This window comes from Streptomyces incarnatus, assembly GCF_001027185.1.
GTDB lineage: Bacteria > Actinomycetota > Actinomycetes > Streptomycetales > Streptomycetaceae > Streptomyces > Streptomyces puniciscabiei.
Window position 1 is genome coordinate 3,979,971 of record NZ_CP011497.1, and the last position, 14,294, is coordinate 3,994,264.

General features: G+C 74.8%; 13 protein-coding genes. 1 reads left to right on the top strand and 12 read right to left on the bottom strand.

Annotated features, from left to right (window positions below):
* Positions 1–90 precede the first annotated feature (90 nt).
* The 12 genes from ABB07_RS17790 to ABB07_RS17845 all read right to left on the bottom strand — a co-directional run bounded on the left by ABB07_RS17790 (position 91) and on the right by ABB07_RS17845 (position 13,514).
* Positions 91–1,044 (bottom strand): L-tyrosine/L-tryptophan isonitrile synthase family protein, encoded by a 954-nt coding sequence (locus ABB07_RS17790; protein ID WP_208899625.1) that lies wholly within the window; start codon positions 1,042–1,044, stop codon positions 91–93.
* A 181-nt stretch (positions 1,045–1,225) separates the two neighbouring features.
* Positions 1,226–2,425, bottom strand: a complete 1,200-nt coding sequence (locus ABB07_RS17795; protein ID WP_208903494.1) for a cytochrome P450 family protein — start codon at positions 2,423–2,425, stop codon at positions 1,226–1,228.
* 48 nt (positions 2,426–2,473) lie between these two features.
* Complete coding sequence (gene asnB / locus ABB07_RS17800) at positions 2,474–4,300, bottom strand: asparagine synthase (glutamine-hydrolyzing) (RefSeq protein ID WP_208899626.1); 1,827 nt, start codon at positions 4,298–4,300, stop codon at positions 2,474–2,476.
* Between the two features lie 13 nt (positions 4,301–4,313).
* Positions 4,314–5,762, bottom strand: coding sequence for an MFS transporter (locus tag ABB07_RS17805; RefSeq protein ID WP_244189407.1), 1,449 nt, complete (start codon positions 5,760–5,762; stop codon positions 4,314–4,316).
* 102 nt (positions 5,763–5,864) lie between these two features.
* The gene (locus ABB07_RS17810; protein WP_208899627.1) at positions 5,865–6,674 is read right to left on the bottom strand and encodes an ABC transporter ATP-binding protein; all 810 of its coding nucleotides are present in this window, start codon (positions 6,672–6,674) and stop codon (positions 5,865–5,867) included.
* Positions 6,671–7,744, bottom strand: a complete 1,074-nt coding sequence (locus tag ABB07_RS17815; RefSeq protein ID WP_244189408.1) for a FecCD family ABC transporter permease — start codon at positions 7,742–7,744, stop codon at positions 6,671–6,673. The genes ABB07_RS17810 and ABB07_RS17815 overlap by 4 nt, the downstream gene beginning before the upstream one ends.
* 2 nt (positions 7,745–7,746) lie before the next feature.
* On the bottom strand, positions 7,747–8,817 hold the full coding sequence (locus tag ABB07_RS17820) for an ABC transporter substrate-binding protein (RefSeq protein ID WP_208899628.1): 1,071 nt from the start codon (positions 8,815–8,817) through the stop codon (positions 7,747–7,749).
* A 155-nt stretch (positions 8,818–8,972) separates the two neighbouring features.
* Positions 8,973–9,560, bottom strand: coding sequence for a sigma-70 family RNA polymerase sigma factor (locus ABB07_RS17825; protein WP_208899629.1), 588 nt, complete (start codon positions 9,558–9,560; stop codon positions 8,973–8,975).
* Between the two features lie 132 nt (positions 9,561–9,692).
* A complete protein-coding gene (locus ABB07_RS17830; protein WP_208899630.1) occupies positions 9,693–10,427 on the bottom strand; it encodes a hypothetical protein in 735 nt (244 codons plus the stop codon).
* A 53-nt stretch (positions 10,428–10,480) separates the two neighbouring features.
* Positions 10,481–11,002, bottom strand: coding sequence for a copper chaperone PCu(A)C (locus ABB07_RS17835; protein WP_208899631.1), 522 nt, complete (start codon positions 11,000–11,002; stop codon positions 10,481–10,483).
* Complete coding sequence (locus ABB07_RS17840) at positions 10,999–13,257, bottom strand: heavy metal translocating P-type ATPase (RefSeq protein ID WP_208899632.1); 2,259 nt, start codon at positions 13,255–13,257, stop codon at positions 10,999–11,001. The genes ABB07_RS17835 and ABB07_RS17840 overlap by 4 nt, the downstream gene beginning before the upstream one ends.
* Positions 13,257–13,514: a hypothetical protein gene (locus tag ABB07_RS17845; protein ID WP_208903496.1), complete on the bottom strand. Its 258-nt coding sequence runs from the start codon at positions 13,512–13,514 to the stop codon at positions 13,257–13,259. Before ABB07_RS17845 ends, ABB07_RS17840 begins: the two co-directional genes overlap by 1 nt.
* 190 nt (positions 13,515–13,704) lie before the next feature.
* Between ABB07_RS17845 and ABB07_RS17850 the strand changes: the two genes are divergently transcribed.
* Entirely contained in the window at positions 13,705–14,289 is a 585-nt protein-coding gene (locus tag ABB07_RS17850) for a hypothetical protein (protein WP_208903842.1), read from the top strand.
* Positions 14,290–14,294: the final 5 nt, after the last annotated feature.

Below are 14,294 nucleotides of genomic sequence, written 5' to 3' on the forward strand. Positions count from 1 at the left end.
CTGCGTCCTTCGGCACCGGTACGGGTGAGCGAGCGCCCTGCGGAGACGTACGGATGAGCGAGCGCCCCTGCGGAGGCGGTGGCATGCCGGTCAGGGGGCGTCGCGATCGGTCTGGGTGAAGTGGCTGGGTCTGCCGCCGTGCTCCACCAGGCGGCCCAGCCGGGCCGCCTCGGTCCGTGGCACGAGGGTCCAGGTGCCGTCGGTGCGGTGCAGGGCGGTGGAGTGCCAGGGGGTGGTCCAGGCGTCCGCGGTGTCGAGGAGGCGGATGCCGAATTTGGGGGCGCCGATGGGCTGGGGGTGGATGGAGAGGCGTACGGCGCGGGGGTGCTGCGCGGCGATCAGGGCACCCCAGGCGCGGCTGCGCTGGATGACGCCGTAGGCGCGTTGCCGGCAGGCGCGTTGGAGGGCGGAGCGGGTGCCGGTCCAGCCGGTGGTGTCCTCGACGAGGAAGCGGGTGATGCCCCGGTAGAGGGCGAGGGCTTGGCCGTCGGCGGCGATCTCGGCCCGCAGGGCCTCTCGTGTGGGGGCGTAGCGCTCGTGTACGCGGGCGCGTTTCGTGTCGTGCGGGAGGTCGCCGAGGGCGTCGCGCAGGTCGAACACGGACAGTCTGCCGAGGTCCATCCGGTTCAGCTGGGTGCGCAGGTCGTCGGCGTAGGCGTCGATGTGGTCGTCGGGGACGCCGATGAGGTCGCCGAAGACATGGCCGTCGGAGCAGATGATCAGGCGGGCGCCGGGCGGGTGGAGCCGCTCGATCTCGGTGCACAGGGTGTTCAGGAAGCTCAGCGAGAGCCGTTCGCCCTGGTCGGGGAGGTGGCCGAGGACCTTGGCCGGGTTGGGTGACTTGCAGGGGAAGCCGGGCAGGGTGAAGACGACGGGGGCGCCGGAGCGTACGAAGTCGGCGATGCGGCGCAACTGATGGGGGAACGCTTCCGCGGGGGCGGGGGCGGGAGCCTTGTCGGTGGTGCGGTGGTGGGGCAGGAGCAGATCGAGGATCTCGGCGGCGACGCTCATGGGGCGGGCGTCCGGCGCGATCGTCGGTGGCATGGGGGTTCCTCCTGAGGTCGCCGCGGACATGACGGCACGTCGGCACGTCGGCACGTCGGCACGTCGGCATGGCGCCGTGGCGGGAGTGGCAGCCGGGCGCCGGTTCGCGGCGGCGAGAAAGCGGCAGCGGGAAAGCGGGGGGCGAACGCGTGCGGGCGGTTCGGTCAGCCCGCGGGCAGGGTCACAGGCGCCGGTCGTAGGCGACGGGGAGGCGGTGGGTGCCGCGGCCCAGGACGGCCGGGATCCACTCCAGGTCCTCGTCGGCGACGGCCGGGCGCAGGCCGGGCAACCTGGTGATCAGGGTTTCCAGGGCGATCCGGAGTTCGGCGCGGGCGAGGGCGGCGCCGGGGCAGAAGTGGATGCCGTGGCCGAAGGCGAGGTGGGGGTTGGGCGAGCGGCCGAGGTCCAGGGTGTCGGGGTCGGGGAAACGGCGCGGGTCGCGGTTGGCGGCGCACAGGGAGACGATCACCGAGTCGCCGGCCGGGACCTGGGTGCCGTGCAGGTCGCTGTCCCGGTCGAAGAAGCGCCAGGTGGTGAGCTCGAAGGCGCTGTCGTAGCGGAGGAGTTCCTCGACCGCGCGGGGCAGCAGGCCGGGCTCGTCGCGGAGGCGGGCGAGCTGGTCCGGGTTGCGGAACAGGGCGATCAGGGCCGTGGTGATCTGGTTGGTGACCGGCTCCTGGCCCGCGACGAGGAGCTGGAAGATCATCGAGTCCAGCTCCTCCGGGGACAGCTCGCCGCGGTCGCGGGCGGTGACGAGCCGGCCGAGCAGGTCGTCGTCCCCGTGCTCGCGCTTGTGGGCGACGACATCGGCGATGTAGCCCTGCAGGCCGTGCAGGCGCGCCTCGTAGCGCGGGCGTCCGGGGTCGGTGGGGCCGACGGGCTGGACGACCTTGCCCCAGTCGCGGTCGAAGCGTGCCGCCAGTGCACGCGGGAGGCCGATGACGTCCGCGAGGACCTGGAAGGGGAAGGGGGCGGCGAAGCCGGTGACGAGGTCCGCCGGGCCGTGCTCCGGCAGCGCGTCGATCAGGGCGTCGGCCAGGCGCCGGAAGCGGGGGCGGAGCCGCTCGATGCGGCGCGGTGCGAAGGCGCCGGTGACCAGGCGCCGCATCCGGGTGTGCGCGGGCGGGTCCTGGTGCAGGAGATGGACCTGGAGCCGGGAGTGCTGCGGCTCGGGCATGATCGAGGCGCGGGCGCGCCAGCGGTCGTTGCCCCGGTCGTGGTGCTTGCCCAGGCGCTCGTCGTCGAGTGCGCCGTGGGCGGCGTCGTAGCCGGTGACGAGCCAGGCCCGGACGCCGCTGGGGAACAGCACGCGGTGGACGGGGCCAGCCTCGCGCATCCGCGCGTACAGCGGGTACGGGTCGGCCTTGTAGGGACAGCCCATCAGCGGGACCGGGTCGGGCAGGGGCTCCTGGGTGGTCAACGGTGCTCCTCAGAGGGCGAGTTCGGGCCGGTAGTGGTCCAGCCACAGGGCGAGGTCGACGACGCGTTCGAGCCGCAGGCGGTGGCCCCACTGCAGCTGCTCGGGCGGGGTGTCGAGGCAGGGTTTGACGAGGGTCTCGTCGGTCAGGGCCCGGACCTGCCCGGTGGCGAGCGCGTCCCGGGCCAGGTTCTGCAGGCCGCGGTTGTAGTCGGGGTGGTGGGTGGCCGGGTAGTGGTTCTTCGGGCGGTACAGCACGGAGTCCGGGGCGAGGCCCGCGCCCGCCGCCCGCAGCAGGCTCTTCTCCCGGCCGTCGAAGCTCTTCAGCGCCCAGGGCGTGGCGAAGGCGTACTCGACCAGGCGGTGGTCGCAGTACGGGACGCGCACCTCCAGGCCCCGGGCCATGCTGAGGCGGTCCTTGCGGTGCAGGAGCTGGCGCAGCCAGCGGGTCAGGGACAGGTGCTGCATCTCGCGCTGCCGGTGCTCGGCGGGCGTCTCGCTGTCGGCGTGCGGTACGGCGGCCAGCGCGCTGCGGTAGGTGTCCTGCCGGAACTCTCCGATGCGCAGACCGAGTTCGGGGTTCAGCGGCATCGCGGCCTCGTCGCCCGTCACCAGCAGCCACGGGAAGGTCCCGGCGGCCAGCGCCCTCGGGTCGTGGAACCAGGGGTAGCCGCCGAAGACCTCGTCCGCGGCCTCGCCGGACAGCGCGACCGTGGAGTGCTCGCGGATCTCGCCGAAGAGCAGGTACAGCGAGGTGTCCATGTCGCCGACGCCGATCGGCGAGTCGCGGGCCACCACGACGGCCGTGCGGTGCCCGGGGTCGAGCAGGGCGTGCGGGTCGAGTACGACCGTGCTGTGCGCGGTGCCGATGAAGGCGCCGGCCTCGGTGGCGTACGGGGCGTCGTGGCCGGTGCGCAGGACGTCCGAGGTGAACCGTTCCGCCTGGTCGCTGTAGTCGACGGCGTACGAACGGATCCGGGCGTCCGGGCCCTCGCGCCGGCGGAGTTCACCGGCGAGCAGGGCGGTCAGGACGGTGGAGTCGAGGCCGCCGGAGAGCAGGCCGCACAGGGGGACGTCGGCCTCCAGCTGACCGCGGGCCGCGGCTCCCACCAGGTCGCGGACCCGCTCCACGGCCGTGTCCCGGTCGTCCTCGTGGACGTCGGCCCGCAGCTGCCAGTAGCGGCGCGCGCGGATCCCGTCCCGGTCCAGGACGAGCAGGCCGCCGGGCTCGACCTCCCGTATCCCGGACCACAGGGTCGGCCCGGTGTTGAACAGCAGGCTGTACGCCTCCCGCAGCCCGTCCGTGTCCACCCGGGGCCGTATCTCCGGATGGGCGAACAGGGCCTTGGGCTCGGAGGCGAAGGCCAGGCCGCCGTCGACCGGGGCCCAGAACAGCGGCTTGACCCCGAGCCGGTCGCGGACCAGCAGCAGCCGCTGTGCGCGCGCGTCCCACACGGCGAAGGCGAACATGCCCTCCAGGTGCTCGGCGACGCCCTCGCCCCACTCCGTGTACGCCCGCAGCACCACCTCGGTGTCGCTTCTGGTGCGGAACTCATGGCCGAGGCCGCGCAGTCGGGCGCGCAGCCGGTGGTGGTTGTAGACCTCGCCGCTGTAGGTGAGCACGATGTCGGGATCACCGGGCCGGTCGGGCATCGGCTGCACCCCGCCCTCGAGGTCGATGACGGCGAGACGGCGGTGCCCGATCGCGGCGCGCTCGCCGAGCCAGACGCCTCCGGCGTCGGGGCCGCGGGGGGTGAGGGTGGCGGTCATGGCCTCGATGACCGGGGCCTGGGTGCGGGCGTCCTGGTGGAAGGACGCCCAGCCGGTGATTCCGCACATGGGGACTCCTCGGTCAGGGACGGTGGGCGGCGGGAGCCGCGTCGGTGGTCTTCTCGGGTTCGGGCCGGGGCCGGCGTCCGGGCCGGGCGAGCAGGGGTACGGCCAGACCGGCGGCCGCGGCCGCGAGGGCGAGCCCGGCCGTCACACCGTCCTCGCCTCCGGCCAGTCCCCAGGCGGCGGTGGCCAGCGCCGGGCCGAGAGCGAAGCCGAGGCTGCGGGCCAGTTGGACCGAGGAACCGACGGTCGCCGTGCGGTCCGGTGGGGCGGCGCTCATGACGAGGGCCTGGGTCGGGCCGCCGTTCAGGCCCATGCCGGCGCCGGCCAGCGCCAGCCGCCACGCCACCTGCGGCGGCGACCAGTCCTGCGCCGGCGGGACCAGCAGCAACAGGCCGACGGTGGTGAGCGCGGCGCCGGTGACCGCGACGGGCCGGGCGCCGGTGAGGTCGGCGAGGCGGCCGCCGAGCGGGCCGGCCAGCCCCATGCCGAGCGGGAAGGCGAGGACGGTCAGCCCGGTGGTCGTCGCGCTGACGCCGGCGTCACGCTGCAGGTGCAGGGCGACGACGTAGTGCATCGCGGAGAAACCGGCCGCCAGCGCCAGCACCGCCGTGTGCGCCGGGAACAACCCCGTCGCGCGCAGTACGCCGGCCACCGGGCGGCCGCCCGGCCCCCGCAGCCACCACCACAACGGCGGACCGGCGGCGAGCCCGAGCACCAGCCACCCGGGGTGGCCCGGCGCCAGGGTGAGCGCCAGCAGAAGGGCGGCCACCGCGGAACCCACCAGCAGGGCATCCGAAGCCGGCCCCCGCTCGGGCGGGCGCAGGGTGCCGTCCGGCGGCACCGGCCGCCCCCACTCCCGGCTTCCCTCGGGCGGGCGGACCCGCATCGCCATGACCAGAGCGAGCAGACAAAAAGGGATCTTGACCAGGAAGACGACGCGCCAGCCCAGGTGGTCCAGCAGCAGTCCGCCGACCGCCGGGCCGGTCACCGCGCCCAGCGGGCCCAGGGTCGCGGGCACGCTCATGGCCCGCCCGCGCAGCTCCGGCCGCACCGAGCGCAGCGCGAGCACCGGCATCAGCACGAAGAGCGCGGCGCCGCACGCGCCCTGGGCGAGGCGGGCGGCGATCAGCCAGGCCGCCCAGGGTGCGGCGGCGGCGAGCGCGCTGCACAGGGCGAAGCCGGCGGTCGCGGTGAGTACGGCGGAGCGCACACCGACGCCGTCCAGCCGGCGCCCGACCGGCAACAGCAGGGCGGCGACGGGCAGTTGGTAGCCGAGGACGGCCCACTGGGCGGTCGCGGCGGAGACGTGCAGACCGGCGGCGATGTCCGCCAGGGCCACGTTGACGATGTTCATGTCGAGCATCGCCACGAACGACAGCAGGCCGGCCACGGCGACGAGCGGCCAGCGGTCCTCGCCGGCGGGTGGCCGACCCGGCTGCCTCGAACCGGCACTGAGGCGTGTCACCGATGCCCCCCTCACGCTCGCGCACGGGCTGCCGGACGGCAGCCTCGTCCCACAAGTCGGGAGGGATCGCGGGCGAGTTCCCGGGCATGTCCTCAAAAGCGGTCAGCCGGTCACGTCACCGGCATGCGCCGGTGGCGCGAGCGCCGGCGCGCGGTGGTCGACCGCGATCAGCGGGTCGCCGGTGAGGGGGTGCTCGACGACCGCCGCCCGCACCCCGAACACCTCCGCCATCAGGGCGGGCGTGAGGACCTCGCGCGGCGGGCCGGAGGCGACGACCGAGCCGGCGTGCAGGACGTGGAGGCGGTCGCAGACGGAGGCGGCGGCGTTGAGGTCGTGCAGCGACACCAGGGTCGTACGGCGCTGGGCGCGCAGCAGGGCGAGCAGGTCGACCTGGTGGCGGATGTCGAGGTGGTTGGTCGGCTCGTCGAGGACCAGGACGTCGGGGTTCTGCGCGAACGCCCTGGCGAGCAGGACGCGTTGGCGCTCGCCGCCGGACAGGGCCGTGAACCGGCGCCCGGCCTGGGCGTCCATGCCGACGTCGGCCAGGGCCCGGGCGACGATGTCGCGGTCGGTGGCGTCCTCACCGGCGAAGGCCCGCTTGTAGGGGGTCCGGCCCATGGCGACGACCTCGCGCACGGTCAGCTCGAAGTCGCTCCCCCGCTCCTGCGGAAGAGCGGCCACGTGCCGCGCCGACCGGGCCGGGCTCAGCTCGCGCAGGTCGGTGCCGGCCAGCAGGACACGCCCGGCGGTGGGCCTCAGATGCCGGTAGACGGTGCGCAGCAGGGTGGACTTGCCGCTGCCGTTCGGCCCGACCAGGCCGGTGATCTCGCCCTCGGTCGCGACGAGACGGGCCCCGGCCACGACCGTACGGCCCGCGTAGGCGACGTGCAGGTCCTCGATGTCGATCCTCAACTGCCGTTCTCCTGACGCCGGTCGAGCAGGTACAGCAGGGCCGGAGCCCCGAGCAGCGAGGTGACCACGCCCACCGGCAGCTCCTGGGTGTCCATGGCCGTACGGCAGACGAGGTCGACCACGACCAGGAGCACCGCGCCGAAGAGGGCCGAGACCGGCAGCAGGCGCCGGTGGTCGCCGCCGACGACCAGGCGGCAGGCGTGCGGCACCATCAGCGCGACGAAGGCGATCGCGCCGGAGACGGCGACCAGGACGCCGGTCAGCAGGCTGGTCAAGGTGAACAGTTCGCGGCGCAGGCGGGTGACGTCGACGCCGAGCCCGGCGGCCGTCTCGTCACCCATCAGCAGGGCGTTCAGGGCCCGGGCGCGCGCCTGCAGCCACAGCAGCGCGAGGGGTACGGCGACGGCGGGCACCGCGAGCAGCTGCCAGGTCGCCCCGCCGAGGCTGCCCATCAGCCAGAACAGCACGCTGTGCGTCTGCTGTTCGTCCCCCGCCCGCAGCACCAGGAAGCTGGTGAAGCCGGACAGGAACTGCCCGATCGCCACCCCGGCCAGCACCAGTCGCAGCGGCGCGAATCCCCCGCCGCGCCGGGCCACCGCCCACACCAGCGCGAAGGTGGCCAGCGCACCGGCGAAGGCGGCGCCGGACAGGCCCAGGCCGAGCGCCCCGCCCGCGCCGGCGCCGAGCACGATCGCGGCGACCGCGCCCAGGGAGGCGCCGTTGGAGACGCCCAGCAGGTACGGGTCGGCCAGCGGGTTGCGCACCAGCGCCTGCACGGCCGTACCGACGACACCGAGCCCGGCGCCGACCAGCGCGGCGAGCAGGGCGCGGGGCACCCGGAGCTGCCAGACGATCAGGTCGTCGGTGCCGGGCCGCGGCGCCTCGCCGGACAGTCTCCGCGCCACCACGCCCCACACCTCGCCGGGCGGGACGGACGTCGAGCCCCAGGACACGGCCGCCGTCAGCGCGGCCAGCAGCGCCACGGCCAGGACGGCCGACAGGGGACCGGCGGGCAGGCCGCCACGCGTCCCGGAGTCCGCGGCCTTCCGGCGTACCAGCGTGCGAGCCACGGTCAGCCGACCTCGCCCGGGTGGAGGGCCTTGGCGATGGCCTCCACCGTGTCGGCGTTCTCGACCCCGGCGATGGTGGTCGCCTCCGAGCCGATGCGCAGCAGATGGCCCTCCTTCACCGCCTTCAGGCCCTTGGTGGCCGGGTTGGACCGCAGCCACCGCTCGGCCTCGTCGAACGCCTCCTTGTTCGCCGCCTCGCTGCCCCGGTCGCGGACCCCGAGCTGGATCCAGTCCGGGTTCCTCGCGATGACGTCCTCCCAGCCGACCTGCCGATGGTCGCCGTCGCAGTCGGCGAAGGCGTTGCGGGCGCCGGCCAGGGTGATCACGGCGTTGGCGAGCTGGCGGTTGCAGGTGACGGTGGGCTGCTCGGTGCCGGCGTCGTAGTCGAAGAAGAAGTACGACGGCCGCTTGCTCTCCGGCACACCGCCGACCGCCTTCCGGACGGCGTCCACCTTCTGCTTCATCCCGGCGACGAGTTCCCTCGCCCGCGCGCTCGTGCCGGTGACCGCGCCGAGCGAGGTGATGTCGGCCTCCACCGCGGACAGGTCGGTGACCGGGGTCCTGCTCCGCGCCGCGCAGGCGGTGGACTTCAGGTAGATGTGCCTGATCCCGGCCGCCTCGAACTCCTCGGCCGTCGGCGCGTCCCCCGTCCCCGAGCCGCCCATGCCGCCCATGGCGGCGAAGGTGTCGATGTACAGGTCGGCGCCGGAACCGAGCAGCTTCTCCTTGGGGATGACGGTCCGGCCGAGCACCTTCACCCGCTGCGCCCGCGCGTCGAGTGCGCCGGGCAGCGTGCCCTTGCCGGGCGGGAAGCCGGTGCCGATCACCCTGTCGCCGGCGCCGAGGCGCAGCAGCAGTTCCAGGCTGGAGGCGTTGCTGGTGACGATCCTCCTGGGCGCGGCGGAGAACGTGGTCCGGGCACCCGTGCAGTCGGTGACGGACACCGGGTAGCCGCCCCGGACGGAGCTCCCGGCGCTCTCGCCACCGGTGTTCCTGTGCTCGCCGCCGCAGCCCGACGCGAGCAGACCGCCCAGCACGACGGCCGCCGCAGGGCCCCACACACGAGAACGCATCGAACAACTCCCGGATCCACTCGGTACGCGGGCGAACCTCCGTCACCCCGGTCCAGTAGTCGGCGCGGGCGCCGTGTGAGTTCCCGTCAGCGGGCGGTACGGCGCGAAAGGGTGCCGGTGCCGGATGCTCCCGCCGGCACCGGCACCCTCCCGGATCAGCAGGCCACCAGGGCGTCCATCAGGGTGGCCCGGGCCCGGGCGACGCGGGAGCGGACCGTGCCGATCGGGCAGTCGCTGACCTCGGCCGCCTCCGCATAGGGCAGGCCGAGCAGCTGGGTGAGGATGAACGCCTCCCGGCGGTCGTCGGGCAGCGAGGCCAGCAGATCCAGCAGGGCGATGCCGTCGTCGAAGCCGGGCAGGTCGCACGGCTGGGCCAGCTCGACGGCCAGTTGCCAGTCCGGTACGTCCGACAGGCGCGGCCGGGCGGCGGCGTACCGGTAGCTGTCGATCACCGCACGGCGGGCTATGGACAGCAGCCAGGCCCGCGCCGAGGAACGGCCCTCGAACCGGTGCAGGCTGCCGAGCGCCCGCAGGAAGGTGTCCTGTGCCAGGTCGTCCACAGCCTGGGGATCGCCGCAGAGATGGGCGACATAGCGCTGGACGTCCCGGTGCAGGGCACCCACGAACTGCTCGACCGCGTCCGTGTCACCGGCTCGGGCGGCCAGCGCCCATGCGGTGATCGAGTCGTCGAGCGCACTGGTGTGCCTCTTGGCGTGCGAGGCGGGCAGGGCAGAGGTCGTCACGTGGTGTCCTTCTCGGGTCAACCGTGATCCGGACCGGGGCACGCGACGGCGCGCGGTCCGGTGAAAGGGGGGAAACGGCCCTACGGCCGTGGCCCGAGGCGCAGACGGGCAGCCTCGGGAAACCAGCTGTCCTCAGACGACAGCCGTTCCCACCGGCGGACCCCGCGAAGTGATCGCGTGGACGAGAAGGAGGAGACGCGGTGCCCGCTCGGAGCGGCGCCGCCGGATGCGGACGCGCGGGCGGGTGTGCGGAGCGAGGGGCAGGGCGAGCAGCAGCCGCAGCGGTGCCGCCAGCCATCCGGCCGTCGCCCGCAGGATCCGGAAGGCGGCCTTCTCTCCGTACGCCAGCCACAGGCCGCACAGCACCGCGGCGAGCAGGTGGGCGGCGAACATGCCGTACGGCGACATGCCGCCGGCCGTGGAGTGGCCGACGTGCTCCATGTGGCTCATGCCCATGTGGCTCGTGCCCATATGGCTCATGCCCGTGTGCTTCATGGATCCCATGTCCATGGAGCCCATCCGCATCGCGCCCATGTCCATGGAGTCCATACCGGCCATGTGCGCAGAGCCCGAACCACCGGAGGCCGAACCGCCGGAGCCCGAACCGCCGGAGACCGACTGGGCGTAGGAGAACGCCTCGTGCAGCACGGTCTGGGCGGCGACCACGACCGCCACGACGAACGGCAGCCCGCGCTCACGCCCCGCGAGACACCAGCCCGCGGCACCGGTCACGGCGACGCCGCCCGTGAGCGCCCACGCGGGGACGTCGCTCCCGGACATCAGCACGTGCCCCAGGGCGGCGAGCAGCACGCACACGGCCGCGAACACCGCGGCCCGTATCGCGCGAGCACACCACCCTGCAGTCATGGCGCTTCATCCTCGCATCCGGATGTCCGCCGTGATGCGCGGGTGCGGAAATGTCACGGAATACGGCCGCCCGGGTGGATCACCACGGCGGTCGTCCTGACCGGCGCCCCGTGCTCGAAGTGCAGGGTGAACGGCACGAGGTCGCCCGCCTGCCAGCCCGCCCCGGCCCGCAGGGTCACGTCCACCCCGGCCGGGGACATGGACAGCTCACCGCCGGCGGGGACGGTGGCGGAGTCGACCTCGGTCCGGTAGGCCGCCGCGCCACCGGTCATGCGGTGCCGGCTGAGGGCGATCCCGCCCCGCGTGGCGCCGGACGTCACCTCGACCAGCCGGTCGTCGGCGCCGCCGAGGTTGGTGATGTCGAAGAAGGCCGCGGTCTCCGGGCCGCCGCCGTACGGCAGCAGGACGCGGGCGTTCGAGACGGTGATCCGCGCCGGGCTGCCCGCGTTGCCGCAGGCGGTCCACATGCTCAGTCCGCCGAGGGCGAGGACGCTCGCGGCGACGGGGGCGAGCGCGGCCACCAGGGTGTCGGTCAGCCGCCGGCGCGGCGGCCGCCAGAGGTTCTGCTCGGTCATCGGGTACGACGCCTCCCGGCGGGCGAGGGCTGCCAGGCGCGCAGCCGGAGACTGTTGCCGACCACCAGCAGCGAGCTGGCCGACATGGCGGCCGCGGCGAGCATCGGGGCCAGCAGGCCGACCATGGCGAGCGGCACGGTGACGAGGTTGTAGCCGAACGCCCAGACCAGGTTGGCGCGGATGGTGCCCAGCGTGCGCCGGGCCAGCCGGACGGCGTCCGCGAGGGCCTCGATGTCGCCGCGCACCAGGGTCACGTCGGCCGCTCCGACGGCCACGTCGGTGCCGCCGCCCATGGCGATGCCCAGGTCCGCTCCGGCGAGCGCGGCGGCGTCGTTCACGCCGTCGCCGATCATCGCGACCCGGTGGCCCTGCTCCCGCAGGTCCCGTACGAGTGCGGCCTTGTCCTCGGGGGTGCAGCGGGCGTGCACCTCGTCGATGCCCACCTCCGAGGCCACGGCCCGCGCGGGCGCCGCCCGGTCACCCGTGGCGAGCACCGGCCGCACGCCCAGGCGCCGCAGCCGGTCCACGGCACGGTAACTTCCGGGGCGTACGACGTCCCCGACCTCGATCAGGGCCTCGGCCACATCGTCGACGCGGACCAGGACGGGCGTGCGGGCGGCGGCCTCGGCCTCGGACATGACCGCCGAGAGGACCGTGGGCAACCCGTCCTCCGGCGCGACGACTTCGACCAGCCGCCCCTCGACGCGCCCGCGCACGCCCCGCCCGGACACGGCCCTGAAGTCGCTCACCCCGGGCAACCGACCGCCCCGCACAGCCCGTTGGGCGTACGCGGTGATCGCCCGGCCCAGCGGGTGCTCCGACCCCTGCTCGACCGCGCCGGCCAGCCGCAGCACCGCCTCCCTCCCGAGTCCGCCGGGCACCGCCGTGACCCGGGCGACGCTCATGCGGCCGGAGGTGAGTGTGCCGGTCTTGTCCAGGACGACGGCGTCGATGTGCCGCAGCCCCTCCAGCGCCCGCGGCCCGCTGACGAGCACACCCAGCCGGGCGCCCCGTCCGGTCGCGGCCATCAGCGCGGTCGGCGTCGCCAGACCCAGCGCACAGGGGCAGGCCACGACCAGGACCGCCACGCACGCGGTGACGGCGGCCTGCGGATCGGCTCCCGCCCCGAGCCAGAAGCCGAGCGCCGTCACCGCCAGCGCCAGCACGACCGGCACGAAGACACCCGCCACCGAGTCGGCCAGCCGCTGCGCCCGGGCCTTTCCGGCCTGCGCCTCGGTCACCAGCCGGGCGATGCGGGCCAGCCGGGTGCCGGCTCCGACCGCCGTGGCCCGTACGAGCAGCAGCCCACCGGAGTTGACGGCCCCGCCGACCACGGTGGAGCCGGGCCGCACCTCGACCGGCTCGCTCTCCCCGGTCACCAGGGACAGGTCCACGGCGGAGCTGCCCTCCACCACGTCGCCGTCCGTGGCGACCCGTTCCCCGGGCCGTACGACGAAGACCTGCCCGACGCCCAACTGATCGACGGGGACGAGCCGTTCGGACGCGCCCTCCCGTACCGAGACCTCCTTGACGGCGAGGTGGGCGAGCGACCGCAGCGCCGCCCCGGTCTCGCGCCGGGCCCGCGCCTCCAGGAACCGGCCGGCCAGCACGAACAGCGGTACGCCGACGGCTCCTTCGAGGTAGACGTGGGCCACGCCGTCCGGGGCCGACGGCACAAGGGTGAACGGCATCCGCATCCCCGGCTGCCCGGCACCGCCGAGGAACAGCGCGTACGCCGACCAGGAGAAGGAGGCCAGCACGCCCAGTGACACCAGCGTGTCCATGGTCGCCGCCGAGTGCCGCAGGCCCCGTGCGGCCCGCGTGTGGAACGGCCAGGCACCCCACACGGCGACCGGTGCCGCCAGGACGAAGCACAGCCACTGCCAGTTCCGGAACTGCAGGCCCGGCACCATCGACAGCACGAGCACCGGGAGCGCGAGCAGCGCGGTGACCAGGAGCCGGTCACGCTCCTGTGCCGCGCGCCCGCCCTCGTCGCCGTCGCCCCGCTCCCGCTTCTCCGGCGGTTCGGGCAGTGCGGCCGTATAGCCGGCCTTCTCGACGGTCGCGACGAGTTCCTCCGGGCTGACCCGCGCCGGATGGCTCACCCGGGCCCGGCCGGTGGCGAGATTGACGGTCGCCGTCACGCCGTCCAGCCTGCCGAGCCTCTTCTCGACCCGCTGGACGCAGGCCGCACAGGTCATCCCGCCGACGGTCAGGTCGGTCGTCACCAGGGCGACCACGGGTTCCACACCCATCAACGGCTCCCCCCGTGCATGTCCCCCATGCCTCCTCCCCCGTCGCCGCCGCTGCCGCCGCTGCCGACACCGCTGCCGTTCCGGCTCGTGCCGGGGCCGTGCATGCCGGGCGCGACCGGCCCGGCGGCGGCACCGACGGCGTACGACACCGTGAACACCAGGGCCAGCAGCAGGAGGAACCCGCAGAGCGCGGGCGGCGGCGCCGGCCTCCGCGACACCGCGCCCGCGCCGGAGGGGGCTTGCCGGGACTCGTGCATCAACCGCGTCTCCCCATCACGTCCGTACGGCGTCGTCCGTACCGCGCCGTACCGCTTCAGGAGTCGTACCGAGCGGCGGCCGAGTTCCGGAGCGGACACAGGTCGGCACCCGAGGTGCCCGCCGGCCACGCCTCCCCCGTTCGGCCTGCTTCCCGGGTTCGCGGTCGGAGGTCCCCGTAAGGTGGAGCGCGTGATCCTCGCGCAGCCCGCCGCCGGCCCGGCCCGGGCCCGCATCCGGCAGTCGGTGCGGGCCTGCGTTCTGGTCGCCGTCCTGCTCGGGCTGTTCCTCATGCACGGCGGCCCGGCGGCGGCCGCGGGCGGCTGCCACGGCACCATGCCGGTCACGGACACCGCCGCCCCGCACCCGGCCCCGGCATCGGCCCCGACGACCCCGCACCCGGACACCATGCGACCGGCGTCCGACGCCACGGCCGCGCACCCGGACACCAAGCCACCGGCGTCCGACGCCACGGCCGCGCACCCGGACACCAAGCCACCGGCGTCCGGCGCGACGGCCGCGCACCCTGCCCGCCACACCGTGGCCGCGGCCGCCATGGCCGGCACCCGGGCGGACGAGGCCATGCGGGGCGCGCTGTGTGTGGCCACGACGCCCCGGTCGGAGATTCCGCCGCCGCCGCTCGCGGCGAGCGTCCTCATGTTCCCGGCCGCCGTCCTGCTGCCGTGGAACCGGCCGGGCTCCGGTGGCGCCCGGCGCCGGGGGCCACCGGACGGCGGGCGCCAACTCCTGCTCCAGGTGTGCGTCGCGCGGACGTGACAGGA